The sequence below is a fragment of the Marisediminitalea oceani genome (assembly GCF_003731635.1).
GTDB lineage: Bacteria > Pseudomonadota > Gammaproteobacteria > Enterobacterales > Alteromonadaceae > Alteromonas > Alteromonas oceani.
Map to the genome: position 1 here is coordinate 25,170 of NZ_RCUA01000016.1, position 25,664 is coordinate 50,833.

At 49.5% G+C, this 25,664-nt stretch carries 21 protein-coding genes; 11 read left to right on the forward strand and 10 right to left on the reverse strand.

Features of this window, described 5'->3' with window-relative positions; all coding sequences use genetic code 11:
• The first annotated feature begins 169 nt into the window (after nt 1-169).
• Nucleotides 170-1,354 carry a prephenate dehydratase gene (gene pheA, locus D9T21_RS05955; protein WP_105936070.1) on the forward strand — a complete coding sequence of 395 codons (1,185 nt, stop codon included), beginning with the start codon at nt 170-172 and terminating at the stop codon, nt 1,352-1,354.
• 55 nt (nt 1,355-1,409) lie between these two features.
• Here the strand turns inward: pheA and D9T21_RS05960 are convergent, their stop codons facing one another.
• The 3 genes from D9T21_RS05960 to D9T21_RS05970 form a co-directional block, all read right to left on the reverse strand.
• Nucleotides 1,410-3,734 carry a methyl-accepting chemotaxis protein gene (locus D9T21_RS05960; RefSeq protein ID WP_123324162.1) on the reverse strand — a complete coding sequence of 775 codons (2,325 nt, stop codon included), beginning with the start codon at nt 3,732-3,734 and terminating at the stop codon, nt 1,410-1,412.
• A gap of 81 nt (nt 3,735-3,815) precedes the next feature.
• Nucleotides 3,816-4,967, reverse strand: a complete 1,152-nt coding sequence (gene tyrA / locus D9T21_RS05965; protein ID WP_123324163.1) for a bifunctional chorismate mutase/prephenate dehydrogenase — start codon at nt 4,965-4,967, stop codon at nt 3,816-3,818.
• A gap of 3 nt (nt 4,968-4,970) precedes the next feature.
• Nucleotides 4,971-6,062 (reverse strand): 3-deoxy-7-phosphoheptulonate synthase, encoded by a 1,092-nt coding sequence (locus tag D9T21_RS05970; protein WP_123324164.1) that lies wholly within the window; start codon nt 6,060-6,062, stop codon nt 4,971-4,973.
• 332 nt (nt 6,063-6,394) lie between these two features.
• Between D9T21_RS05970 and D9T21_RS05975 the strand changes: the two genes are divergently transcribed.
• From D9T21_RS05975 to D9T21_RS05995, 5 genes are read left to right on the forward strand one after another with little or no spacing between them, the layout of a single operon-like run.
• Nucleotides 6,395-7,072, forward strand: a complete 678-nt coding sequence (locus D9T21_RS05975; protein ID WP_123324165.1) for an ABC transporter ATP-binding protein — start codon at nt 6,395-6,397, stop codon at nt 7,070-7,072.
• A complete protein-coding gene (locus tag D9T21_RS05980; RefSeq protein ID WP_123324166.1) occupies nt 7,069-8,058 on the forward strand; it encodes an HlyD family secretion protein in 990 nt (329 codons plus the stop codon). Before D9T21_RS05975 ends, D9T21_RS05980 begins: the two co-directional genes overlap by 4 nt.
• A complete protein-coding gene (locus tag D9T21_RS05985) occupies nt 8,048-9,046 on the forward strand; it encodes an HlyD family secretion protein (protein ID WP_123324167.1) in 999 nt (332 codons plus the stop codon). Before D9T21_RS05980 ends, D9T21_RS05985 begins: the two co-directional genes overlap by 11 nt.
• Nucleotides 9,043-10,227, forward strand: a complete 1,185-nt coding sequence (locus D9T21_RS05990) for an efflux RND transporter periplasmic adaptor subunit (RefSeq protein ID WP_123324168.1) — start codon at nt 9,043-9,045, stop codon at nt 10,225-10,227. Before D9T21_RS05985 ends, D9T21_RS05990 begins: the two co-directional genes overlap by 4 nt.
• The gene (locus tag D9T21_RS05995) at nt 10,227-11,483 is read left to right on the forward strand and encodes an ABC transporter permease (RefSeq protein ID WP_123324169.1); all 1,257 of its coding nucleotides are present in this window, start codon (nt 10,227-10,229) and stop codon (nt 11,481-11,483) included. Before D9T21_RS05990 ends, D9T21_RS05995 begins: the two co-directional genes overlap by 1 nt.
• Nucleotides 11,484-12,605: 1,122 nt before the next feature.
• Here D9T21_RS05995 and D9T21_RS06000 read toward each other — a convergent pair.
• Complete coding sequence (locus tag D9T21_RS06000) at nt 12,606-13,547, reverse strand: RDD family protein (protein WP_123324170.1); 942 nt, start codon at nt 13,545-13,547, stop codon at nt 12,606-12,608.
• A 225-nt stretch (nt 13,548-13,772) separates the two neighbouring features.
• Between D9T21_RS06000 and D9T21_RS06005 the strand changes: the two genes are divergently transcribed.
• Entirely contained in the window at nt 13,773-14,852 is a 1,080-nt protein-coding gene (locus tag D9T21_RS06005; protein WP_123324171.1) for a serine hydrolase domain-containing protein, read from the forward strand.
• 77 nt (nt 14,853-14,929) lie between these two features.
• Nucleotides 14,930-15,658 carry a glucosaminidase domain-containing protein gene (locus D9T21_RS06010; RefSeq protein ID WP_123324172.1) on the forward strand — a complete coding sequence of 243 codons (729 nt, stop codon included), beginning with the start codon at nt 14,930-14,932 and terminating at the stop codon, nt 15,656-15,658.
• Between the two features lie 25 nt (nt 15,659-15,683).
• Here D9T21_RS06010 and D9T21_RS06015 read toward each other — a convergent pair whose 3' ends face one another.
• The 5 genes from D9T21_RS06015 to rpsP form a co-directional block, all read right to left on the reverse strand.
• Complete coding sequence (locus D9T21_RS06015) at nt 15,684-16,190, reverse strand: maltose acetyltransferase domain-containing protein (protein ID WP_123324181.1); 507 nt, start codon at nt 16,188-16,190, stop codon at nt 15,684-15,686.
• 102 nt (nt 16,191-16,292) lie between these two features.
• Nucleotides 16,293-16,652 carry a 50S ribosomal protein L19 gene (gene rplS, locus D9T21_RS06020; protein ID WP_070174949.1) on the reverse strand — a complete coding sequence of 120 codons (360 nt, stop codon included), beginning with the start codon at nt 16,650-16,652 and terminating at the stop codon, nt 16,293-16,295.
• 18 nt (nt 16,653-16,670) lie between these two features.
• Nucleotides 16,671-17,432, reverse strand: a complete 762-nt coding sequence (trmD, locus tag D9T21_RS06025) for a tRNA (guanosine(37)-N1)-methyltransferase TrmD (RefSeq protein WP_123324173.1) — start codon at nt 17,430-17,432, stop codon at nt 16,671-16,673.
• On the reverse strand, nt 17,433-17,954 hold the full coding sequence (gene rimM / locus D9T21_RS06030; protein ID WP_123324174.1) for a ribosome maturation factor RimM: 522 nt from the start codon (nt 17,952-17,954) through the stop codon (nt 17,433-17,435).
• A gap of 26 nt (nt 17,955-17,980) precedes the next feature.
• A complete protein-coding gene (rpsP, locus tag D9T21_RS06035) occupies nt 17,981-18,232 on the reverse strand; it encodes a 30S ribosomal protein S16 (RefSeq protein ID WP_123324175.1) in 252 nt (83 codons plus the stop codon).
• A 271-nt stretch (nt 18,233-18,503) separates the two neighbouring features.
• Between rpsP and D9T21_RS06040 the strand changes: the two genes are divergently transcribed.
• From D9T21_RS06040 to D9T21_RS06050, 3 genes are all read left to right on the forward strand, one after another.
• Nucleotides 18,504-20,237 (forward strand): ABC transporter transmembrane domain-containing protein, encoded by a 1,734-nt coding sequence (locus D9T21_RS06040; RefSeq protein ID WP_241155641.1) that lies wholly within the window; start codon nt 18,504-18,506, stop codon nt 20,235-20,237.
• Nucleotides 20,238-20,347: 110 nt separating this feature from the next.
• Complete coding sequence (locus D9T21_RS06045; RefSeq protein WP_241155642.1) at nt 20,348-21,406, forward strand: efflux RND transporter periplasmic adaptor subunit; 1,059 nt, start codon at nt 20,348-20,350, stop codon at nt 21,404-21,406.
• Nucleotides 21,399-24,506 (forward strand): efflux RND transporter permease subunit, encoded by a 3,108-nt coding sequence (locus tag D9T21_RS06050; RefSeq protein WP_123324177.1) that lies wholly within the window; start codon nt 21,399-21,401, stop codon nt 24,504-24,506. Before D9T21_RS06045 ends, D9T21_RS06050 begins: the two co-directional genes overlap by 8 nt.
• Nucleotides 24,507-24,702: 196 nt before the next feature.
• On the opposite strand, the gene D9T21_RS06055 is transcribed toward D9T21_RS06050, so the two are convergent.
• On the reverse strand, nt 24,703-25,530 hold the full coding sequence (locus D9T21_RS06055) for a MipA/OmpV family protein (RefSeq protein WP_123324178.1): 828 nt from the start codon (nt 25,528-25,530) through the stop codon (nt 24,703-24,705).
• Nucleotides 25,531-25,664: the final 134 nt, after the last annotated feature.

A 25,664-nucleotide genomic window follows, 5' to 3' on the forward strand; every position in this document is an offset into this window, starting at 1 on the left:
ACAGTCAGCCAGTGGCGAAATAAAGTACCGGTATGAAATTATGTAATCCGAACATCATCGCTCGCTTCTTCGTGTTTATCACCTTCATCTGAGGGAGGATACGTAGCGCGTGCGAACAAACCTCCCCTACGGGAGGTTTTTTTTTGCCTGAAGTGTTAAGAGAGAAATTATGTCTGCCCCTGAATTAGATCAAATTAGAGAGCGCATCACTGCGCTGGATACCGAGCTACTCAGCTTGTTATCTGAACGTCGCGGCCTGACCAACCAGGTTGCTGAAACCAAAATTAAACACCATATTCCGGTGCGCGATCAGGCGCGGGAAGAGCAACTGCTCATTCGGCTGATTAAAGAAGGTCAGCAAAAAGGACTGGATGCCCACTACATCACGCAGATTTTTCATGTGATCATTGAAGACTCAGTACTCAACCAGCAGGCGATGCTGGCCGAACGGGCCAACCCGGGCAGCGCCCTGCCCCTTAACCGTGTAGCGTTTTTAGGTGATCGCGGCTCATACAGCTACCTGGCCACCCAGAAATACTTTTCCCGTCGCCCTGGCGACTTGTTAGAGCTGGGCTGCCAGAGCTTCCGCGAAGTAGTGGGTAAAGTAGAAAACAACGAAGCTGACTATGCAGTACTGCCGGTAGAAAACACCACCTCAGGCAGCATTAACGAGGTTTATGACCAACTGCAGAATACCGAATTAAGCATCATTGGCGAACTGACTCACGCTATCAAGCATTCCCTGCTGGTGGCAAAAGAAACCACGCTGGCCAACATCAAAACGCTCTATGCACACCCTCAGGTGTTCACTCAGTGCAGTCACTTCCTGGCCGAACTGGGCAATGTTGAAGTAAAAACCATGGATGCCACTTCTTCGGCCATGTTAAAGGTTAGTGAGCTGAATCGTGACGATGTGGCGGCTATCGGCAGTGAAGCTGGCGGTAATCTGTATGGCCTGTTTGCCATCAAGTCGAACCTGGCTAACCAGAAAGAAAACCACAGCCGTTTCATAGTGGTGGCCAAACAGCCGGTAGTAGTGCCTTTACAGGTACCGGCTAAAACCACTTTTGTTATGTCAACCGTGCAAAAGCCGGGGGCTCTGGTTGAGGCCTTGATGGTGCTCAAGGAAAACAACATCAACATGACCAAACTGGAATCCCGTCCGATCCCGGGTAACCCATGGGAAGAGTTATTTTATATTGACGTGGAAGGGAACACTCAGGATGGGCCGGTACAGAGCGCATTGATTGAGCTTAAGCGCATCACCCGTTACCTGAAGGTGCTGGGTTGCTACCCGAGTGAAGAAATTAATCCCACTAAGGTTGCGGCTTCAAAGGCGCTGACAGCGGGCTAATTAACTCAAACAACGGGGCGCTCTGCTGCAGCAGAACGCCCCGTTTTATTACTGCTTATACTTTAAAGCGAGACACCATGGTGCGGGTATGACTGGCAATACCGGCCAGCTCCAGTGACGCACTGCTGATTTGCGCTGCCCCTGAACGTACTTCCGTAGATAAAGCGTTCACTTTGCTGACACTGCCGAGCACCATACGCGAGGTTTCATCCTGTTCGTGCGTTGCCTGTGCCACCAAATCTGCCATTTCCTGCACCTGATCAATTGTTGCGCTTAACTCCTTCATGGCTTTAGTCACCAGCTCCACCAGATGGATCCCACCGCTGGCCGCCGCTTCGGCTTTTTCCATGGCCTGTACCGATTTTACCGATGAGAGATTCATTTTCTCCACCAGGCGACCAATTTCTAAGGTGCTTTCCTGCGAGCGGTTAGCTAACGCGCGAACTTCATCGGCTACTACCGAGAAGCCTCTGCCCGCTTCGCCAGCTCTGGCGGCCTCGATGGCAGCGTTAAGTGCCAGCAGGTTTGTCTGGTCGGCAATGCTGGTGATCACGTTTAGCAAGTCGGTGATCTGACCCACTTCATCTTTCAACGAGCTGATAACATGAGAAGAGTCTTTAATGAGCTTTACCAGCAGCTGGATATTATCGGCCACATAATCAGCACGTTCCTGGTTTTCCGACAAGCTGGAAGTGGCCTCGACACCGTGGTCCCGGCTCTTGGCTGTAGACTTTGCCACCTCAGCTACGGAGCTGGATAATTGTGCAATGGCTTCATCCACCAGTTCGGTTTGTTGTACCTGGTCTACCGCATTCTGCTCTGACTGCTGGGTAACGGCGCTTAACTCTTCAGCTGCTGAAGCCAGTGAATCCGCATCGTCTTTCACCTGAGCAATAATGGCGCGAATTTGACCGATAAAATGATTAAATGGCTCAATAATCCGGTTAATTTCGGGGATATTCGACTTTTCCAGCACTATGGTTAAATCTCCTTCGCCCGACGCTAATGCCTCACAAGCATCACCCACCTTATGGAGCGGTTTAACCAGACGCCCGGCCAGCCAGATAGCGAGGATTGCAGCCACGCCGGCAATCATTATCACCGCGAATACAGTACCGCTAATCAGTTTATTACGCAGCGACACGGCAGGTTCCAGCGCCTCTGCAACATCTATTTCGGCCAATAAGGCATAATTGTGTTCCCCTATGTTTATAGGCGAATAATAAGAGAAGACTTCCACACCACGATAATCGGTGATCTTGTCGAAGCCAGACTGCCCGGCCAATGCTTTACTTACCGCTGATGTGGTAACCGGTTGGATACCCACGGTGGTTTCGGATTGTTTTACCTGTTGTGCTACATTTGGCAGGCTGGTTTGCAATGCGGCAAAATAGCCCTCGGGGTCTTCCAGAAAGAAACGGCTCTCTGTAACCAGGGTATTTTGTCTCGCTACAATATAAGTTTCACCTGAAGCCCCGAGACCAGCACTCTGCCACTCCTCACCATGAGTCATAATGTGACTGATTACATCCAGCGGGATCTGATAAATCAGCACCGCTATAGTATTGCCTCCGGCATCCACAACTGGCGATGAAACAAAGCCTGCCATGGCATTGTAGGAAGGCAGATAACTATCGAGACTACTATGTTTTACACTGTCGGCAGTGCCTGCCTGCAATGCCTTGCGAAAGGCATCACCTATACCGGTATTGGCATAAGGGCCGGTTTTTACACTGGTCGCAAAGTCCAGCTCCTTATACACCGAATAAACAATATTGCCGGTCTGCGCATCAGCGATAAAAATATCGTAGTAACCAAATTCTTTTAAAAAGGTTCTGAAGTAGTCGTGATACTGTTCGTGCAGAACCGCATAGTCAGTGCCATTGGCCAGACTATATAAGCTGTCTTTCTCGCCAATAGGAAATGCTGAACCGGCAATAAAATCATACTGCAGCGCTCGGGTGTTGGCAGACAGTGGTTCAACTAAAGACAACGGCCGTGGCAGGCTCTGGTTATTACGCTGTTGGTAAAGACTGGCAAAATCTTCACTGTAGTAGGCATTCAGCGAGTTCTGTTGGCTGCTACTTAGCGGACTACGCTGCGAAGTATACTGATTGAAAGCGCTGATAAAAGCGCTGGCGGCTTGCTCCACCTGTGACTCAGACGACATAATGCGGATCTGGCTGTCGACGGTATTAATATATCGCCTTATGGCATCGCCGGTCTGGCGATTTTCAATGCTGAGCTTTTCCTCAGCGACCGTGGTAAGTGCCTCGCGGGACTCACTAACGCCTAATTGCAGCGCAACAACCGCCATAATCAGGATCCCAACGACTACCAAAGGAATGATAGTCAGCAATAAACGTAACTTTAAGGTCATGGCGAACACATCCACTCAAACCAAAACAATAATGCAGTGCTTTGTTATCTTTCGCCGGCCAGGATATTACGCTGTTTAGAATCAGGTTCTCAGCATTTGATCATCATCAGCTTTTAGCAAAAGGCGTTTACTATCTATCAGGCAAGTTTTTGCATAATCACCAAACCACTCACCAATTTCGTTGAACTGGCGGATAAATTCGGCTTTGTCTCCTTTGTCCAAAATGGACAATGCTTCGCCAAAACGTTGGTGGAAGCGTTTCAATAATAAAAAGTTTTCAGGATTATTAAAGATAATATCGGCATAAAGTTGCCCGGATTGAGCAAAAAGTCGTCCAACCATCGCCAGTTCCAGCCTGTAGATAGGTGAACTGAGCTGAGTAAGCAGATTAAGGTTGGGGTTTTCACCGGCCAAATGGGCACCGTAAACAAAGGTATTGAAGTGGCGCATAACCTGAATAAACGCCATGGCTTTGTCGTGTTCCTGCGCAGTGACCTCAAACAGCGTAGCACCCCAGGTTTGCATTTGCCCCAGTAGCCAGCTGTAATGCGACGCTCCGCGTCCGTGACATACCACCACAACCTGTTTAATCATACCCGGTGCATCCGGCCCGAACATTGGATGTAAGCCGACTACCGGTCCTTTATGAGCCTGCATCATGGCATCCAGCGGCTTATGCTTGATACTGGTGATGTCGGCCAGAATACAGTCTTCCGGCAGGCTATTGAGTTTAGCCACCACGTCGACTGTAAGGTTTATGGGTACCGACACTAGTACCAGACTGGCTTCAGCAAACAGGCTGTCTGCCCGGCTCCAGTCGTCTTTTTCAAGAATTTCTACATTGTAACCACTACGCTCGAACAGGCCGACAAACACCTTACCCAGTGCGCCCGCCCCGCCGATAACTACAACTCGCTTTATCCCCGGGTTAATGCACCGGTAGCGATTGTTCTGAGTATGGTAGGATTCGCGCATGATACGGCGCATGAGATCTTCGATTAACGACCCGGAAACACCGCGCTCTGCGGCCTGCTCCTGGCGTTTTTCAAGCATTTGCGCTTCCCGTTCCGGCACATAAATGGGCATGCCGGTTTTGGCTTTAACTTCACCCACTTTACTGGTGAGTTCGGCGCGTTTTGCAAGAATGTCGATGAGCTGGGTATCCAGCTCATCAATGCCATGACGTAATTCACTCAGCTGCTGAGCAAACTGTTCGTGGTCGTTCTGTGACATAGATTAGGCTAATTCCGTACGCTTGTTTTGACGCAATGGTAGCACAGTAATCAGTTTGTCACGCATTTGATCTAACAAGCTTTCAGTGGTTTCCCAGTCAATACATCCATCAGTAATCGACACACCATATTCGAGGTCTTGAAAATCGACCCCGTCAGACTTCTGGTTACCTTCTTTGAGGTGACTTTCCAGCATGATACCGATGATCGACTGGTTACCCTCAAGGATCTGATTGACCACATTCTTAGCCACCAGCGGTTGACGACGATAATCCTTGTTGGAGTTGGCGTGTGAACAATCCACTACCAGACCAGCAGTAAGGCCGGCTTTATCCATCCATTCTTCGCATTCAGAAACACAAACCGAATCATAGTTTGGTTGCTTACCACCTCGCAGAATAATATGGCCATCGGGATTACCGGCAGTTTCGATAATACTCACCTGCCCTTGTTTGTTGATCCCCATAAAGCGGTGTGAAGACGCTGCTGAGCGTAAAGCGTTAACCGCAATATCCAGGCTGCCATCAGTGCCGTTTTTAAAGCCTACCGGCATGGACAGGCCGCTGGCCATTTCGCGGTGAGTCTGTGACTCTGAGGTACGCGCACCGATAGCGCTCCAGCTGAACAGCTCTGCCAGATACTGTGGACTGATAGGATCCAGTGCCTCTGTTGCAACCGGCAGTTCAAGCTCGGCCAGCCAGATCAGTAATTCACGCGCTTTACGTAAACCGGTTTCAATATCAAAGGTATCGTTAATATGCGGATCGTTAATTAACCCTTTCCAGCCGGTGGTGGTTCTGGGCTTTTCAAAATACACCCGCATGACAATATACAGGGTGTCTTTATAGCATTCGTGAAGTTCTTTCAGGCGCAGTGCATAATCTTTGGCCGCTTCAATATCGTGAATGGAACAAGGTCCACACACTACCAGTAAACGGTGGTCACGACGGTGAATAATGTCAGAAATGATCTGACGGGATTGTCGGATAACCTCCAGACCTCTCTCTGAGGCCGGAAGTTCTGCCGCCAGCGCGTCTGGCGTTACCAGTACCTTTTCTGCGCTAACGTGAATATTGTTAATAGTGTCCTTAATCATAGGGTCGCTCTTATTTGGTGAAAAGTCATTTCAATGCCGCTTCGACAAGGCCTCAGCCTTGTTATTAATTAAAGCAGAGCCGGGCAAAAAATACAGATGTACACTTATATTTACAATGAAATATTACTACATTGTTTTCAGGCGTTGACTTTTTACCAAGATTCTATAAGCGAAGCAAGTGAAAGTTCCAAATTTATACTTATTTGTAACGAACTGTTACCAGAGCTCATGTGGCGTATTTATTGGGTTGTATGACAACGCAGACACCACTAAAGTAGCATTCCGATGTCTGAGAATCTTATCTACGACACAATAAAAATGAGCGAAGACAGATGATTACACTCAAGGATATTCGTAAGAGTTTTACCAATGGTGAAGAAACCATTGTAGCACTCAACGATGTTTCTTTCTCCATTCAGGAAAATGAATTTGTAGCCTTTATGGGCAGTTCAGGTTCCGGCAAGTCAACCATGATGAATATTCTTGGTTGCCTCGATACACCCGACAGCGGCGAGTATTTGTTAAACGGCAATGCCGTGAATCAGTTAACCGATGAAGCTTTGTCAAAAATTCGCAATGAGCATATCGGCTTTATCTTTCAGACTTTCCACCTGCTGCCCAAATTGGATGCTATTGGCAACGTCAAGCTCCCCCTGCGCTACAGCGACGTGTCGGAGGAAGAAGCGACCCAACGTGCCGAGGCGCTGCTGGAAAAAGTAGGCCTTGGTCACCGCATGCACCACCGCCCTTTTGAAATGTCGGGCGGACAACGCCAGCGGGTTGCCATTGCCCGGGCATTAATTAACCGTCCCACCATGATCCTGGCGGATGAGCCCACCGGTAACCTCGACAGTAAGACCTCCGACGATATCATGGCCTTGCTCACCGAACTGCACCAGCAAGGGCAAACCATCGTGATGGTAACCCATGAAGAAAACATTGCCGACTACGCACAAAAGGTCATCACCATGAAAGACGGCCAAATCATCAGCGAGAAAACCAACTCATGAGACAATCAATTGTTTACTTATTGATGTGTGGCCTCAGCATGTCGGTATTGAGTGCCAAAGCAGAGGATACTGCCAGTCAGTTGATCGTGACCGGCAAAGTCACCTCTTCCAATGTACAGGTTGTTTCGGCACCGCGCACCGACCGCTGGAATATTCAAATCCAGTGGATGGTTGATGAAGGCAGCATTGTTGAACCGGGCGATACCATTGCGCTATTCGACTCCGGCAGTGTGGATGCTCAGTTGGAACAAAATGAGGATTCACTGAATACCCAGACCCTGGAAATGGAAAGTAAGCGGGTTGAGCTGGCTCAGGCCGTAGCCGATGCGCGCAGTGCTTTAAAAATTACCGATCTGGAAGTCGAAAAAGCCCGCATTGAAGCCGAAATTGAGAGTACCGATGTAAGCGATTACGACAAGGGCCAGTACAAACTTGCTCTGGAGCGTGCACTTGTGGAGCAGTTCAAAGCCCAACAGGCACTGGAACAAAAGTTAATAGAGCAGGAAAACACGCTGCAAAAGCAACAAATTGAAATCACCAAGCTGGAAGAGAACATCAATTACCAGCGCTATCAGTTAACCCGGCTGAAAGTAGAGTCGACTATCACTGGCGTTGTCAGCCATATGTACCATCCCTGGACCAACGAGAAAATCACTGCCGGCACTACTTTACAGGCCGCTATGAAAGTAATGGAAGTACAGGATATCGATGGTTTTAAAGTGGATGCCTGGGTACACGAAATGGATGCCGACCGCGTGGATGTTGGCCAACAGGCGCTGGTCTCTCTCGATGCCTACCCTGGCGAGAGTTATGCCGCCACGGTGACAAGTGAGGTCTCTCAACCAGAAAAGAAAGCTGGCTGGGGCGACAGCGCTTACTACCAGATTGAGCTGTCATTTACCGATATGCCCGACAAAAAACTGCTGCCGGGAATGAGTGTTCGGGTAGTTATCCCTGCGGCACAGGAGTTAAGTCATGCACGTTAAGTTTTATGTATTGCTATGTGCCGCATTTATGCTCGGCGCATGCAGCAACGAACAGGCGGTTGATATAGCATCCGAAAAAACGCTGAGCGCACCGCTCACCGCCTCCGGTGAAATTGTGTCGCTGGACAGTGCCAGTGTATCGCCGCCTTCCATTCGTGGCATGTGGCAGATGAAAGTGCAGTTTCTGGTGCCGGAAAACACCAATGTTAATGAAGGTGATATGCTGCTCAAGTTTGATGGCCAGCAATTACAAACCAAGCTGATTGAGCAACAAAGTGAGCTGGATGCTGAGAAAAAGAACTTTGAGAAAGAGTTACTTGAAAACGAGGCCCGGGCCGAGGAGTTAAAGCTGGCCCTGGCCGAAGCGCAGATGAATTACGAAAAAGAAAAGCGCCTCGCAGAAATTGTTGATATTTCCACCAAGCGGGTCGAAAAAGAAAAGCAACAAAAAGAGTTTGAAATAGCCAAAGCTAAACTCAACCAGGCTACGCAACAGGCCAAACAGTTTGCCGAAACCCGAGAGCTCAATGAGCAACTGGCACAAAGCAAAATTAACCGCTTGCAATCCAAGCTGGGGCAAACTCAGCGCGACATTGCCAAGCTCACGGTTAAGTCACCCAAGCCGGGCCTGATAATGTACAAAGCCGCGCCGGATGGCGAAAAGGTCGCGGTGGGCGATTCCGTATTTATGGGCCGAACCATTCTGACCATTCCGTCACTGGATAAGCTGGCGGTTAAAGCCCAGTTTGATGAGGCAGACACAGCTAAGCTAAGCATCGGTTCAAAAGTCAAAGTGACGCTGGACGCCTACCCGGAAGTCCCTTACGCCGGCAAGATAATCTCCCTTGGTGAAGCCTATAAAGAAAAGTCCTCCACCAACCTGAGTATTGTATTTGATGTGCAAATTGAACTGGAAAAAATCGACCCGACACGGATGCGCCCGGGCATGAAAGCAAATATTGAAGTTCAGGAGGATAACTTATCATGACTCCTAAATGGTTTACCTGCCTTACGGCAGTCATACTGTTGAGCGGTTGCGGCGAAACAGAACAAACAACCCCCACCTACCAGGTTGAACGCCAGCCCTTCGAACTGATGGTGCCGGTAAAGGGTGAGCTTGAAGCCGCCAGCGCAACGGCCATTGGCGCATCGAGCCGCCGCCCGATGACCATAGCGTGGCTGGAAAAAGAGTATACCAACGTTAAAAAAGGCCAGTTAATTGCCCGCTTTGATGCTGAACAGCTCAACCTCGATATGCGCAAAGAAATGCTCGCTATGATGCTCCTTGAGGAAGACATGAAACTGAACCGCTCTACCCTGACACAGGAAGAGCTCGACGTGGAAATGGACAAGGCGCTGGTAGTTAAGGAATTTGCTTTTGCAGACGAATTTACCATCGATGATTTGCGGGTCTATTCGCGCATCGAAATTATCGAAAACATGCAGAACAAAGAATACCTCGGTGCTAAAGACAACTACCTGGACTGGAAAAAAGAAAGCGTGGTTGAGCAAAACTCCAGCGCCATAGACGTATTAAGTATTCGCAAAAAAGGCAGTGAGCAGAAGTACAACCAGATTAAGTCGGCCATTGAAACGCTTGAGATTCATGCGCCATACGACGGCCTGCTGGTTTACGAATCTAACTGGCGTGGCGAGAAACCATCGGTGGGCGAAACCGTGTTTCCGGGGCGGCCTATCGCTAAACTCCCGGACCTGTCGAAAATGCAGGCCAAAGGCTATGTGCTGGATAAACAGGCCATCGGTCTGGCTCCCGGCCAGCCGGTTACCATATCCCTGGAAGCTTACCCTAACAAGGTATTCACCGGCACCTTAAAACAGGTGTCCGGCTTCTCCAGAACCATCGCCCGAAACGATCCCACCAAGTACTTTGAGGTGACGATAGACATTGACGATCAGGACTCGCCTATTCTCTCTCCGGGGCGCAAATTAAATGCCCGGATTGAAGTATCCAAAGGCGAAAGCAAGCTGATGGTGCCAATTCAGGCCATCTACAACGAACAGGGAGTCAACTACGTGTTTCGTAAAGATGGTACCGGCTTCAGCCGCCAGCAAATTGAAATTGGCCAGAAAAACCTCCACTTTGTGGAAGTCACCAACGGCCTCAGTGAAGGCGATAGTATTGCCCTGTCGTACCGGGAGCTTATTTAATGTTAAACCAACTTACGATAACCAAAACCCGGTTGCTGGTGAGCGACGCCTTACATGAACTGCTGGCACAAAAACTACGCACCTTCTTAACCCTGCTGGGCATGATTTTTGGTGTTGGCGCAGTAATCGCTATGCTCAACATTGGTAAAGGTGCCGAGCAGGAAGCGCTGAAAATGATTGGATCAATGGGGTTACAAAACCTGATTGTAGAATCCAAAAGCTACACCGCCGAAGAGCTCAAAGATATCAGGGAAGAGTCGCTCGGCCTCAATCTGGCCGATGTGGAAGCCGCCATGGCGACCCTGCCGTTCATTACTCACTACAGTGGTGAAAAACAGATTAAGCTATTTGCCCTCTACAGCGATTTTGCCAAAGCTGATGCATCTGCCGTAGGCGTTACCAGCAGCTACTTTGACCTTGCCAGTATGAGCGCTGCCCAGGGCCGATTACTCAACGATGATGATGAGTTACACGTATCACAGGTTGCAGTGCTCGGCGCCGATGTCGCCAACACACTATTCCCTGATAAAGACCCGCTGGGCCAGTTTCTTAAAATCAACCATGTGTGGTTTGAAGTCGTTGGCGTAATTGCGGCACCGGAATTTAATAAGGAAGCTTTTCAGGGCGTAAAAATTAACGGCGACAGAAACCGCGTGTTTATCCCGTTATCCACCAGCCAGAAAAAGCTCAACATGGAACCCCTCGCCAGCGAGCTGGATGTGGTGAAGTTTGAAGTCGAAGAGGATTACTCTACCGTACTGGCGGCGAAAGCCGTTACCCAGTTGCTTGCTCAACGCCATGGCGGCATTGACGACTATAGCCTGATCATTCCGGTGGAACTGCTGGCACAACAGGAAAATACCCAGCGCATCTTCAACATCGTAATGGCGTGTGTGGCCGGTATTTCATTACTGGTTGGTGGCATCGGCATTATGAACATTATGCTGGCAAACGTGCTGGAGCGTACCAAAGAAATTGGTTTACTGCGCGCAGTAGGTGCCACGCAGCAGGATATTAAATTGCAGTTTATCGCTGAGAGTTTTGTTATTTCAGTGATAGGCGGCCTGCTGGGCATTTTCTTTGGCCTGGTATTATCCGAGATTATCGGTTTCTACTCAGACTGGGCGGTAAGCTGGTCGCTGACAGCGATTGTGCTATCGGTATCGATTTGCCTGTTGGTAGGTGTTGGCTTTGGCGTATTTCCGGCCATAAAAGCCTCAAAACTAAACCCAATAGACGCCCTCCATTCAGATTAAAACCGGACATAGTCCGGTTTTATCCCGGAAACTCCGTAAGGGGTTATCCGGGATCTCCTCTATTACACAGTCCGGTTTTATCCCGGAAACACCGTAAGGGGTTCTCCGGGATCTCCCCTATTACATAGTCCGGTTTTATCCCAGAAACTCCGTAAGGGGTTCTCCGGGATCTCCGCTATTACATAGTCCGGTTTTATCCCGGAATCACCGTCATCCCGGCCTTCGAGCCGGGATCTCCTTATAAGGCTTACTAACCGAAGCTGACTTATTGAGTGAGCAAAACTTTTCAGGAGATACCGGATAGCAGCTAAAGCTGCTTCCGGAATGACGGTGTTGTTTAAAGGCTACAATGCAATGTTAAAACATCTGCTCTCTACCCGTTCGGTTATTGCGAACTATTGGCCAACAAAAAGTTCCAGGTAATCCGTAGGCTCGTCACGGACGACGAGCCAGGGCTGCGCGGGCAGGACGCCCGCTCAGCGCGTTAGGGTTGCCCTTTTTGTTGGCCAATAGGCTTTTCGCAATTTAGAACTGCGGGGGTCAAGGGGCGTCGCACTGCGCCCCTTGTTGCTGTCGGCAACCCGACAAAAAGTGGATACGACCTGGGGGTTTCAAAAGAAAATTTTAACCGAGTCAACCTTTTAAGAAGATCCCGGCTCGGCGGCCGGGATGACTGTATAATTCAGGCTGCATGACAATGTTGTTTGAAGACTACAATGCAATGTTAAAACATCTGATCTCTACCCGTTCGGTTATTGCGAACTATTGGCCAACAAAAAGTTTCAGGTAATCCGTAGGCTCGTCACGGACGACGAGCCAGGGCTGCGCGGGCAGGACGCCCGCTCAGCGCGTTAGGGTTGCCCTTTTTGTTGGCCAATAGGCTTTTCGCAATTTAGAACTGCGGGGGTTCAAGGGGCTCACCCGCTCAGCGGACGCACTTCGCCCCTTGTTGCTGTCGGCAACCCGACAAAAAGTAGAGATTACCTCAGGGTTTCAAAAGAAAGTTTAACCGCGTCAGCCTGTTAAAAAGATCCCGGCTCGAAGGCCGGGATGACTGTATAATTCAGGCGGGATGACGTGATGGGGCAATTCCTTAGGGCTCCCCCTGAGGGCAATCCAGGCTTACAAACCGGACGGATTAAACTCATAACTACCTACATCCCAGCTCGACCAGATACCAATGTCGTAGCCGTAATAGAGGTCGACAGAGATAACATCTTTGTCCATGGCATCGGGATAATGCACTAACACTTTTTCAGCTAACTCCCTGGCATATTCCATATCATCCACACGATTGGAATCGATATATACCGCCAGATCCACGCTGTTCTGCAAAGTATTTCCCTGGCCCGTGGGTTCGCCGTAATAGCTGGTTGAGCTGTCCATTATCCCTACTGTATTAACACCTGGCTCCTGCATTAATGCGGCCCGCGTTGCGAGCATCTGTTCAAATTCACTGTAGGAGAAAACTATGAAGATAAATCTAGGGCTGATAAAACCAACTATGAACAACAGTGCAACGATTACCAGGTGTGGCTTCCACACCTCTCTGACTTCCTCCTGTTGTGCACCTGCATAAACCACATAAGTACCAACAACCAGGTCGTGCAGGGATTGCCGTGTTCGCCGGTTAAACACGTACAAATACAGTATTGAGAAGGAACCGCCTATAATTAGTGCCCCTATGGGATACAGGACCCAGAAGTAGGAACCGTCTGCCGGCAGAAAATCAATCTGTAAAGCAACAGGGATACCGTAAACACAATATCTCAGCAGTGAACGCCCAAGCGAGATGGTCTGGTTATTACCGTCGACAACCCGAATACCCAGAAGCTTTTTACCCAACGTCTGGCCATCAGCGTAGCGACTGTTCATCACGCCAAAATAACCAAGTGAGATAAAGAAGCCTGTGTATACCGACCAGCTCCCCATTTGGATAAACACCGATTCGAGCACCACCCCAAGCGCAAATCCCCCCAGCGCCAGTAATATTGAGTCGACAATCAGTGCGACAATTCGCCGCCAGAATCCGGATATCCAGGGTAAATCAGGTTGCTGCGTCATTTTCCATTCCTTATGTGCTTTGACTGACTGGTTGGGCGCATTAAATGCCTGAGAAGCCGCTGCCCGGTAATATTGCTATTCGCTTTGCTAATCCAATATAGCAAGCATAATCAGAATGTTAAGCAAAAAACCGCCAATAAAACACCTTGTTACAAAGGCCGCTGGTAATCCGCCACAACTAGCCTTAGGCTATTCTTACTTAACTCATTACAAAGACATACGGCAATGCAACGTAAAACCGTTAATGCCTTACGGTTACTGGCACTGGTTGTTGTGATATCCAGCATAGCCTTGTTCGCGCCTGTTAAAGCGCTTTTCATTTATCTGGCGCCACAGTCCGAAGATATTCAGACCGAGCTCGATCGTGCCATCGATAGTGGCATTGCGGGTATGATCGTTCATGTAAACGCTGGCAGAGGTACGTTACCGCAAAGCTATGCAGCGGGCGTGCATAACAGGCAAACCCAACAACCAGCAAAGGCCGACGCACTGTTTAAAATAGCCAGTGTGAGTAAACTTTATGTCGCGGCGGCTGTGACCCGCCTTGCGGCAAACGGTCAGCTGGATCCCGACGCTTCGTTGCTCGAATATCTACCACAACAAGCCGCCCGGATAACCAATGCCGGTGATATTACCCTGCGTATGCTGGTGCAGCATCGAAGTGGCATTGCCAATTACACTGACGCCCCGGCATTTAACTGGTTTGAACCGTTTGATGAGGCCAGCGTTTACGAACAGAGCCTTACTTTGATTAATGATAAGCCAGCCTTATTTGAGCCGGGAACAGACTACGCCTACTCCAACACTAACTATCTGTTACTTGGCCGGATTATGGATAAAACGCTGGGTTACAGTTACCGTGACTATATCCAGCAAGAATTTCTCCACCCGCTGGGGTTACATCATACCTTTGGCGTTTTAAGTGCACCGTTACTCCCTTCATTAATGAGTGGCTATGTGCAAGGTTACGACGATGACCTCAAACACCTCGCCTTTATGAGCCCTGCTGGCGCAATGGTTGCCACCGCAGAAGACGTTGCGGTTTTTCTCAGAGCACTTAATGATGGCTCATTACTTACCCAGGAAGAACAAGCGCTCTATAACAGCCTCTACGTGAATAGTCATGATGGCTGGTTACCAGGCTATTTAAGTTTTGCGCGGTATGATGAACCAAGCGATACTGTGGTGGTGATGTTTGCCAGTACCAGCGGCGATGACCCCTGGCTGATTTGTGACATAATTTACCGGCGCATTCTGAAAATAGTCGACCAACGCAGACAAACCGCCAGCACAGGCCAAGAATGATCTGTTTTAGCCTCTGACTGCTATCAATGACTGGCGATATACATTTTCGCGCCTGATAAAAGCTATACGGGGAAAATATGATAAATCTTAAAAATAACAAAGTATTGCTGACTCTGGTTGCCATCCTGGTGGCTATTGCATTGTGGTTTGCCTTCTTTAGCCGGGTAACGCCCCCGGATTTTTCTCAGTACCAGGCTGGCCCTGAGCGTAAAACGGCATTTTTTGGCTACTTTGAGCCCCTGGTGGCCGATGTGAACAAAGAAATACTGGCCGACCGAGCCCAAGTGAAAGAAGTCTGTACAGCGGATGCCGAAAATAACGCTGCCCTTTCTGATCTGGCAGTGAAATACCGGGTGGATAAAACAGATGTTGAGGCTGAGTCACTGTGCACAGTATTACTGCGCAGAGTAGATATCGTGCCGGCTTCGCTGGCGCTGGCTCAGGCTGCCAATGAAAGCGCCTGGGGCACCTCACGGTTTGCCCAGCTAGGGAATAACTTTTTTGGCCAGTGGTGTTTTGTGAAAGGCTGCGGCATCGTGCCTAACGATCGCGGTCAGGACCAGGTGCATGAAGTGGCGGATTTTCGCTCACCCCGTGACTCCGTGGCCAGCTATATGATGAACCTGAATAGTCACGATGCCTACCGTTCGCTAAGAAACATCCGTCAGTCATTACGTAAACAGGATGCTGATATCACCGGCATTGAACTTAGTCACGGCTTAAACAGTTATTCAGAGCGCGGCGAGGAGTACGGCAAAGAGCTCAGAGCCATGATTAACTTTAATAAACTCACGCAGTACGACTAACACCTCAAACAGCTTAAGCAGCTAGCTACCGGGTAACCACTTTACCCGGTTCGATAACCGAACCTGCCGGGATAACAGCCCCCGGTAGAACCGTGCAACCTTCACACAGTACCACGTTATCGCCGATTTTAACGGGGCTGGCCTGTTGCCACCCTGCTTTACGTTTTGCCGCTTCCAGCGGGTGCCTGAGCGACGCAATCACAACGCTATTCTCAACTCTAACGTTTGCGCCAAAAGACACGGGCGCGGCATCCAGGATCACTACCCTGTCGCCCATAATGACCGGTGTTTCAGCATAAATATTAATCCCGTAGTCACAGGCAAAGTCACTGCCGGTAGCGGCACTATTGGCGTTAGGTAAAAGCTGGCTGATAAGCGCCTGGCGCTTGGCCTCATCGCTCACCGGTAGCTGATTAAGCTCTCTGCATAGCCTCTTGGCTTGCTCGCGCGCCTGGACTAATTGTGGATGGTGGGTCTGATACCACTGGCCGCTGTATACCTGCTGCCAGATTACACCCTGAGGATCTGTCATAGTAAGATCGGTTAAATGAATATTGCCCGATGGTAAGCCACAAAAAAGCCCGCAACAAGTGCGGGCTTTTCGAAGTTAACAGTAACGCAAGGATTAGTAATCTTAGTTAAGCTTCTCTTTGATACGTGCAGATTTACCTGAACGCTCACGCAGATAGTAAAGCTTGGCGCGACGAACTGCACCGCGACGTTTCACTTCAATAGAAGATACCGCCGGGCTGTGTGTTTGGAACACACGCTCTACGCCTTCGCCACTTGAAATTTTACGTACTGTAAAAGACGAGTGAAGACCACGGTTACGCTTAGCGATAACAACACCTTCGTATGCCTGAAGACGCTCTTTGTCACCTTCAGTTACACGAACTTTAACAATCACTGTGTCACCTGGGCCGAACGCAGGAACATCAGCTTTAAGCTGTGCTTGTTCAATTTTTTTGATGATATCTTGACTGACTTTGCTCATCATATCCTCTCATCCTAGTTAACTGTCATCTTGCTGCAACGACGCCTGAAATGCTTCCAGTAACCGTTGTTGCTCCTCAGTCAGAGCTAGGTCGTTTAATAACTCAGGGCGACGCAACCAGGTTCTACCTAAAGATTGTTGCAGACGCCACTGTCTGATTTTTTCGTGATCACCGCTTCTTAATACACCTGGTACCGCTTTACCGTCGAGTATTTCCGGGCGGGTATAGTGTGGGCAATCCAGCAAACCATGGGTAAATGAGTCTTCAACTGCAGAATCGCTGTGACCGAGTACTCCCGGCACTAACCGTGCAATTGCGTCCATCATCACCATGGCTGGCAGTTCGCCGCCACTTAACACGTAATCACCAATTGACCATTCTTCGTCAACATGGCTTTCAATTACGCGCTCATCCACCCCTTCGTACCGGCCACATAACAAGATTAACTTGTCGTTGGCTGCCAGCGACTTAACGCCAGCCTGGGTTAGCGGTTTACCCTGTGGAGAAAGGTAAATCACTTTACTGTTTTCACCGCCCGCCTGTTTGGCTGCGGTAATTGCGTCAGTTAGCGGTTTAACCATCATCAGCATGCCAGGACCACCACCATAAGGGCGATCATCGACAGTGCGATGACGATCGTGTGTAAAGTCTCGTGGGTTAAAGTGTTCAACTGCCAGTGTGCCGTTCTTCACTGCCCGCCCTATTACTCCTTGTTGAGTAAAAGGTGCAAACATTTCAGGAAACAAACTGATAATGCCGAACCATTTTTCCGCGGTCACTTAAAACCCCGGATCCCATTCAACCGTAATCACCCGCTCGGTTTTATCTACCGTTTGTACAACAGAGTCGAATACAAACGGTATAAGTCTTTCTTTCTGACCAAAAGCGTCATTTGCCTTTGCCTTAACGCGAATCACGTCGTTGGCGCCGGTATTAAACACTTCTTTAACCACACCCAGCTGATAACCTTGCGTAGTTACCACCTGCATGCCGTTAAGCTCACGCCAGTAAACCTCATCGTCACCCAGTTCAGGGAGTTGCTCAGCGTCGATACTGATATCCAGGTTTTTAATGCGCTCGGCATCATCCCGGCTATCGATATCAATCAGCTTTGCTACGATGGCTTTGCCATGCGGTCGCCATTGATCAATCTGATATTCTTTTCCATCAGCCAGTAACCACGGGCTGTAGTCGAAAATACCCTCTGGTACCTCGGTATAGCTGTTGATTTTGACCCAACCTTTAACACCGTATGGTGCACCGATTTTGCCAATAACCACTTTGTCAGACGCTTGACTCATCTAAACCTACCAGAATTAAGGACAGCTTATGCTGCCGCTTTTTTAGCTTCTTTTACCAAGCTGTTAACGCGCTCAGATAAGCTTGCGCCAACACCAACCCAGTACTCTACACGCTCAAGATCTAAACGCAGACGTTCAGCCTGACCTTGTGCAGTTGGGTTAAAGAAACCGATGTTTTCGATGAAACGACCGTTTCTTGCACGGCTGCTTTCTGCAACCACTACTTGATAAAATGGACGCTTTTTGGCGCCACCACGCTGTAAACGAATAGTAACCATAAATGCCTCAAACTCGTTGTAGCGTTACCGTTAACTTACCTTTTCAAACCCTGAATGAAATACATACAAGGCGAAAGGCCGCGGAATTATACGTATACGCAATGAAATTGCAAGGCTTATCAGCGATTAATTGCCCTGAACAGGCGGAATAAAACGAGCCCGAAAGTAACCTGGCTGGTCCTTTACACTTCTTAACTCATCTTAACTGGGCATTCGCCGGTCTCTCACCCATAATGCCATCCACTGAACAATCACTTCTGTGGCATTTTCATTGATATTAACCAAAGACGTACTGATATGGCTGGCTCAGTTGCTAAAGCCTTATAAGCTTAAAGTAGTTTGTGCGGTTATCGCACTTACTGTTGCGGCTGCCGCCTGGCTGCTGCTCGGCCAGGGCATTAAGCTGACTGTTGATGAAGGGCTCAGCGCCGGCAACATCAACCGGCTGGATGCAGCCATTGGCTGGGTTATCCTGTTTGCCGTAGTTGGTTGCCTGGCAACGTACTTTCGCTTTTATCTGATGACCTGGCTTGGCGAACGTATCAGCGCCGATATTCGTATTCAGGTTTACCATCACCTGCTCACGCTAACACCGGGCTTTTTTGCCGAAACCCGCACCGGCGAAGTGATCTCGCGCTTTACCAACGATACCAGTGTGATTCAAACCGTTGTGGGCATGAGCTTATCCATGGCCCTGCGTTCGTTAGTGGGATTTGTGGGCGCACTTATACTAATGACCTTTACCAGCCCTATGCTGACATTGTGTGTACTGGTGGCCGTGCCCTTTATTCTGGTCCCCCTCAAACTCATTGCGCCTAAAGTGCGTCATTATTCACGCCTTAGTCAGGACCGAATTGCCGATATGGGCTCTCAAATAGATGAAACCCTGCACGAAATCATGGTGGTGCAGGCATTTAATGCAGTATCCGGCGAACAACAAAAATTCACCCAGAAAGTTAGCTCTGCCCTGCAGGCCGCTGCCACGCGCATCCATTACCGCTCGATGTTAATCGGCGTTATTATGCTGGTGAGCATGTTATCGGTTATTGGCATTGGCTGGCTGGGGATCCGGCAGGTCATGAGCGGCGAAATCAGCGCGGGCCAACTCTCTGCTTTCTTATTTTATGCGGTGCTGGCCGGCAGCAGTATTGCCACCATCAGCGAAGTCCTCGGTGATATTCAGCGTGGTGTGGGAGCCAGTGAACGGCTGCTGGAACTGTTAGCCACAAAAGCTAATAACAATTCTGGCCAGGTGGTGCTGCCAACACTCGATTCGCCGCCGCAAATCAGTTTTGAGCAGGTAAACTTTGGGTATACCGAACATGCCACCTTATTCAAAGACTTCTCTTTGAAGGTGCAGCCGGGCGAGTGCGTGGCGCTGGTAGGCCCAAGCGGCGCGGGTAAATCATCTTTATTTCAATTGCTCCAGCACTTCTACCCTATTCAGGGCGGCGCCATCAAACTCAATGACAGCCCGGTCACCGAGCTCACCCTCGACAGCCTGCGTCAACAAATTGCTCTGGTACCTCAGGAACCGGTGATCTTTGCCAGTACCGTGATTGAAAACATTCGCTATGGCCGGCCCAGCGCCAGCGAAGCCGAAGTGATTGAAGCGGCAAAACAGGCGTTTGCCGATGACTTTATTAATGAGCTGAGTGACGGTTACCACACTCAACTGGGTGAACGCGGCGTAAAACTCTCCGGTGGTCAGCGTCAGCGTATCGCGATTGCCCGGGCGTTTCTGGCTGACCGTCCGGTGCTGCTGCTTGATGAAGCCACCAGCGCGCTCGACGCGGTGAGTGAACATAAAGTCCAACAGGCACTTAAGTACCTGATAAAAGGACGCACCACACTGGTGATTGCTCACCGTCTGGCCACGGTACAAATGTGCGATCGCATTGTTGTAATGGATAACGGTACGGTCAGGGGCTCGGGAAAACACGAGGAATTGATGAAAAGCGACACCCTGTATAAGGAGTACGCCGAGTTGCAACTCATTCCCTAGCCCGCCATCACACCTTTAGCGATAATACGAATTATTAACAATAAAATAATAATGCTCCCTCTTTGTGTTAACTACGTAGCAGTTGATGATGGAGGTATTCAGGAAGCGACATGATAAAAAATTTGAAAAGAATGCTTTGTATAGGTGCCCTGGCACACCTGGTGTTAATCACAGCGCCAGCCTCAGCACAGAGCTGGGGTGGCAGGGGTAACAGTGCCAAGCTGGTAGTCCTCAATAAAATTGAATTTATGCACGAACAGAAAAACGTTGAGGCTGTGGGTACCGCCGAAGCGGTTAAGTCTGTCACCCTCTACCCCGCGGTGGCTGATGAGGTGACCGCGGTAAATTTTGTGCCGGGACAAAAAGTCAATAAAGGCGATATTTTGCTAACCCTGGACGATCGCCGTCAGGTAGTTGCGGTGCGCCGCGCTGAATTGCAGCTTGAGGATACTGAGCGGGCGCTCAAGCGCCTGGTCGATAGCCGCGACCGCGGCGCAGTGGCAGAAAGTGAAATCGATATCGCCCGCACCGCCCGCGATCTGGCAAAGGTGACCCTTGATGAAGCCAAAGCCGATCTAGAAGACCGCCACATTGCCGCGCCTTTTTCTGGCTATGTGGGCTTAACCGACGTGGAAGTTGGCGACCGGGTAACCACTACAACGGTAATTACTACCCTCGATGACCGTACCAGTTTATATGTGAATTTCCGTGCGCCGGAGTCTGCCGTGTCTCTGCTAATGTCAGAGACCTCGGTAACATTACAACCCTGGGCTTCACGGGATGTCTCGCTAACCGCAGATATTGCCCAGTTAGACTCGCGTATAAATAATACCGATCGCACCATGGCGGCCCGAGCTTTACTGCCCAATGAGCGTGATCTTTACCGCCCGGGCATGAGCTTTCGGGTTAAACTCAATCTGCAGGGTGAGCGTTACGCGGCAATCCCTGAAGCCGCCTTATTGTGGGGTGCTACCGGCGCATATATTTACACCGCGGTGGATAACAAAGCCAAACGTGTGGATGTGAGTGTGCATCAGCGTCTGCGCGGAACCATTCTGGTAAGTGGCGATTTAACTGACGGCGATCTGCTGGTTGCAGAAGGTATTCAGTCGCTGCGTGAAGGCCAGTCTATTACTACCTCATTGGCGCGGAGAGACAGCAATGAGTAACCTTGCTGACAATCATAACGACCTGCCGTCGTTATCGATTCGCCGTCCGGTACTTATCATTGTTTTAAACCTGCTGATTGCCATTGCCGGCTATGCCGCCCTAAACGGACTCGAAGTACGTGAACTGCCCGATGTGGATACGCCAACCATTACGGTCAGTGCACAGTATCCCAATGCGTCACCAGAAACCGTGGATGCTGAGGTTACCGCCCACCTTGAAGGTGCGGTAGCCCGGGTTAGCGGTGTGAAAAATATCTACGCGCAAAGTGAAGAGAACTCAGCCCGCGTTCGGGTGGAATTTCGCCCCGGCATCAACCTTGACGATGCCGCCAACGAAACCCGTGAATCGGTCAGCCGCGTACAACGGCAATTACCCGATGAAGTGGAGCAAGTCTCTATTATTAAGGCAGACAACGATGCTCAGGCCGTTGTCAGCCTGGCGATTTCCAGTGAAACCCTCGATGCCGAAACCCTTACCGAACGGGTAGATACCGATTTAGCGCCGCTATTTTTAAGTATTCCCGGTGTAGCCGACGTCACCCTGAACGGCGACCGCGAACGAGTGCTGCGGGTATCTGTGGATCCCTTGAGACTTACCAGTTTTGGGTTGTCGATGACAGACGTAGCCAATGTGCTGCGCACTGCCCCGTTTGACGTACCGGCTGGCAGTATCCAGTCAAGCGATCAGATGCTCATTGTACGGGCCGATGCTACCTCGCTTACCGCTGAAGATATCAAAGATATTGTGATCACCGGCGATACCCGCATTGGTGATGTTGCCAGTGTATATTTCGGCCCGGCCGACTCTACAAGCGCGGTGCGCCTCGACGGCAAACCGGTTATTGGCATTGGCGTTATCCGTCAGGCCAGCTCAAACACCATTGAGATTTCTGATGAAATTCTGGCCATGGTCGACACCTTCGATGAGCGCTTTCCTGAAATGCAAATTCAGGTTACCTCCGACGACGCCGAATTTATTCGCGACTCTGTTGAAGAAGTCGCCTTTTCCCTGGGTTTAACCATTATTCTGGTGGTCTTCACCCTGTTGTTTTTCATCGGTTCATGGCGAGCAACCATTGTACCAGCGTTATCCATTCCGGTATCCCTGACCGGTGCCCTGGCAATCATCTGGCTGCTCGGTTTCTCGGTAAATATTCTTACCCTGCTGGCACTGGTACTGGCCACCGGTATGATTGTAGATGATGCCATCGTGGTATCAGAAAACATTCAGCGTCGCCGTGCTATGGGCTTAGGTGCCAGAGCTGCTGCCGTAATTGGTACACGGGAAGTATTTTTCGCAGTTATCGCCACCACAGCAGTGTTAGCGTCGGTATTTATTCCAATCGCTTTTCTGCCTTCAACGGCCGGGCGATTATTCCGCGAGTTTGGCGGTGTATTAGCTGGCTCAGTGATCATCTCCTCTTTTGTGGCCTTGTCATTGGTGCCCGCGCTAACCGCCCGACTGCCGGTTAAATCACAAAAAGCCAATAAACGCAGTTTGTTTGATGCCACGCTGGGACGACTCGGTCACTATTGCCTGCAGTTTTATAAAACCACGTTGGTATGGTCTTTAAAATACGCCTGGTTGGTGCTGGCTCTGTGTTTACTGGCTGCTGGCGGCGCTTACTTTACGTCACAGAGCATTGAAAACGAGTTACTGCCCAGCGAAGACCGCGGCACCATTCGGATATTTGCCCGCGGACCAGACGGTGTTGGACGCAACTTTATGGACCGTCAGGCCATGAGTATGGAAAGCCTGCTGATGCCATACGTGGAAAGTGAGGAAATCGCTTCTATTTACACCGTGGTAGGCAGCTGGGATCCGAACATCGTATTTATTACCGCCGATTTAAAACACTGGGATGAACGTGACAAATCAGTTCAGGAAATCATCGGTGAGATACGCCCCAAACTGCAATCAGTGCCTGGCGCACCGGGTAATGCCTTTGGTGGTAACAGCCTTAACCTGCGCGGACAGAGCGGCGGCCTTGAGCTGGCGCTCACTGGTGACACCTACGAGCGTATTTATGACGCCGCGCTAATATATGCTGCAGCCATTGAAGAGCAAATGCCGGAGCTGGGTGCGCCGCGCATCAGCTATAAACCCACCCAGCCACAACTACGGGTCAACATCGACCGTCGCCGTGCTGATGAGTTAGGTGTACCACTTAGTGACATATCCTCAACTTTGCGCGCCGCTATTGGTGGTAATGACATCATTGATTTGAATATTGGCGATCAGGCTATCCCTATTATTCTGCAAACCAATGACAGAAATACCAGCGATCCGTCTGACCTTACCAACCTGTATGTGAAATCGGATAATGGCAGTCTCATACCACTATCCAGCGTCGCCTATATTACTGAGGAAGGTGTGGCAGCGGAGCTAGAGCGTCAGGCCCAACGCCGCGCAATCAAACTCGACATGAGCATGCCGGAAGATATCACCATCAATGATGCCGTAACGAAGCTAAGAAACATTGGTGATGAAGTGCTGCCGGAAGGTATTGGTACGATTTTCCTCGGCGAGGCACAGGCCTATGAGGAAACCTCCCAGCAGGTCGCCATGACTTACATCCTGGCGTTTGTCATCGTGTTTCTGGTACTGGCCGCGCAATTCGAAAGTGTTAACAGCGCCGTGGTTGTTATGCTGACCGTACCTTTTGGTATCGCTGCAGCGATTTATGCCCTTTATCTCACGAATACTTCAATCAATGTGTATTCGCAGATTGGTCTGGTGATGCTGATTGGCCTGCTGGCCAAGAATGCCATCCTGCTGGTTGAATTTGCCGACCAGTTGCGTGACCGTGGCTATGATGTTTACGAGGCGATTGTTGAAGCCGGTAAGGTTCGCCTGCGCCCGATTATGATGACGCTGGTTTCCACGATTTTAGGTGGCTTACCGCTCATCCTGTCCAGTGGTGCCGGCGCGGAAGCCCGTAATGCCATTGGTTGGGTTGTCTTTGGCGGACTTGGGATTGCGGTAATCTTTACCCTTTACCTAACGCCGGTTATCTACCTTGGTCTTGCGCGTTTTACCAAACCAAGAGCCGATGAAACCAGGCAGCTTGAGGATGAATTGGCTGCTGCCGAGGTATAAAGCGGTTTAACAACGAGTAAACAGCCCGCTTAATGCGGGCTGTTTTTATTGCGAAGGACAAATTTGTAGCTTACTGTCCACGACAGCTATGAGCGAGGAGCGGACGTTCATCTTACTAGCACTACGAGCTTATACCTCTATCGTATCAGTCGATAAATTTAATTACTCTCGAAATCACCGCTCTTGTCTGATGGAACTAAAATTTATAAATAACTCCAACACCCACTTCAGCTTCGTAATCACTTCGTGCAACAGGGCTATCTCTGACTTCACTGCTAAAATACTCAAATAGTGCTTCGCCATAGATTTGCCAATCACTGTTAATGTTTTTTCGGTAGTTATAATCAATACCAAACGAACGTAACCCACCACTTAAATTTGTTTCCTCTAAGCCGGATGACGCTGATTGCACAGCATCAATTCCAAACCCTTTATTAGCGTAATCGCTGTCGTGTAAAACAACAACAAGATTAACTTCAGAACCTGTCCCGTCAGTTTGCTCTCCGAATCGACGACCAATACCAAATAATGCTAGATTTCCTTCATCACTTGCAACTAGACGACTAACTAACCAATAACGCCAATCAGGGGTAAATGAGCGGCGAGCTTGTAAAACCAGTTCAAATCCTTCTTCTTGATTACCCAGGCCACCTAATCTGCCATCGTCAGAGTCACTTTCTTCTCGACCTTCTTCAAATCCAATCAAGGCTCCTAATAGCCACTTGTCATTGAATAATCCTCGCCAGCCAAATGCTTCGCCTGCAAAGTAATAAATATTATCACCACTGCGCCATTGCACGGCACCGGCAGGCTGTGCCTCAAACCCAAATTCATCAGAGCCTTCGTAAGCAGATTCATATTCAACACCTACCCCTATGCCGAATGCCCAGCCGTCTTCACCTTTGGTGAAATCATCAACAGACGGGAGGGGAACTAAAACAGGGTTATCTTCTTGTGCCATTACTGCGTTATTAATGGTAGTTTGTATGAGCAATAACACGATGAGATATATTATTTTTTTCATATGTCTATTTCTGTTTACTAAATGGGTTGTAAAAGTAAACAATTATACGAGTTCGCGGAGAAAGTGGTTTATTACTACTTTTGTTTTATCTTTTAATACAGCGTTTTCACAAGAAGGACTGATGTCCGCTTTTG

Bases quoted from the DNA above. Each gene is read 5' to 3' on its own strand.
- rplS (WP_070174949.1), bottom strand. From the start codon at position 16,652: ATGAGCAAAGTCAGTCAAGATATCATCAAAAAAATTGAACAAGCACAG.
- D9T21_RS05990 (WP_123324168.1), top strand. From the start codon at position 9,043: ATGACTCCTAAATGGTTTACCTGCCTTACGGCAGTCATACTGTTGAGC.
- rpsP (WP_123324175.1), bottom strand. From the start codon at position 18,232: ATGGTTACTATTCGTTTACAGCGTGGTGGCGCCAAAAAGCGTCCATTT.
- pheA (WP_105936070.1), top strand. From the start codon at position 170: ATGTCTGCCCCTGAATTAGATCAAATTAGAGAGCGCATCACTGCGCTG.
- D9T21_RS05995 (WP_123324169.1), top strand. From the start codon at position 10,227: ATGTTAAACCAACTTACGATAACCAAAACCCGGTTGCTGGTGAGCGAC.
- D9T21_RS06055 (WP_123324178.1), bottom strand. From the start codon at position 25,530: ATGAAAAAAATAATATATCTCATCGTGTTATTGCTCATACAAACTACC.
- tyrA (WP_123324163.1), bottom strand. From the start codon at position 4,967: ATGTCACAGAACGACCACGAACAGTTTGCTCAGCAGCTGAGTGAATTA.
- D9T21_RS05970 (WP_123324164.1), bottom strand. From the start codon at position 6,062: ATGATTAAGGACACTATTAACAATATTCACGTTAGCGCAGAAAAGGTA.
- D9T21_RS05975 (WP_123324165.1), top strand. From the start codon at position 6,395: ATGATTACACTCAAGGATATTCGTAAGAGTTTTACCAATGGTGAAGAA.
- D9T21_RS06005 (WP_123324171.1), top strand. From the start codon at position 13,773: ATGCAACGTAAAACCGTTAATGCCTTACGGTTACTGGCACTGGTTGTT.
- D9T21_RS06050 (WP_123324177.1), top strand. From the start codon at position 21,399: ATGAGTAACCTTGCTGACAATCATAACGACCTGCCGTCGTTATCGATT.
- D9T21_RS05960 (WP_123324162.1), bottom strand. From the start codon at position 3,734: ATGACCTTAAAGTTACGTTTATTGCTGACTATCATTCCTTTGGTAGTC.
- D9T21_RS05985 (WP_123324167.1), top strand. From the start codon at position 8,048: ATGCACGTTAAGTTTTATGTATTGCTATGTGCCGCATTTATGCTCGGC.
- rimM (WP_123324174.1), bottom strand. From the start codon at position 17,954: ATGAGTCAAGCGTCTGACAAAGTGGTTATTGGCAAAATCGGTGCACCA.
- D9T21_RS06015 (WP_123324181.1), bottom strand. From the start codon at position 16,190: ATGACAGATCCTCAGGGTGTAATCTGGCAGCAGGTATACAGCGGCCAG.
- D9T21_RS06000 (WP_123324170.1), bottom strand. From the start codon at position 13,547: ATGACGCAGCAACCTGATTTACCCTGGATATCCGGATTCTGGCGGCGA.
- D9T21_RS05980 (WP_123324166.1), top strand. From the start codon at position 7,069: ATGAGACAATCAATTGTTTACTTATTGATGTGTGGCCTCAGCATGTCG.
- D9T21_RS06010 (WP_123324172.1), top strand. From the start codon at position 14,930: ATGATAAATCTTAAAAATAACAAAGTATTGCTGACTCTGGTTGCCATC.
- D9T21_RS06045 (WP_241155642.1), top strand. From the start codon at position 20,348: ATGATAAAAAATTTGAAAAGAATGCTTTGTATAGGTGCCCTGGCACAC.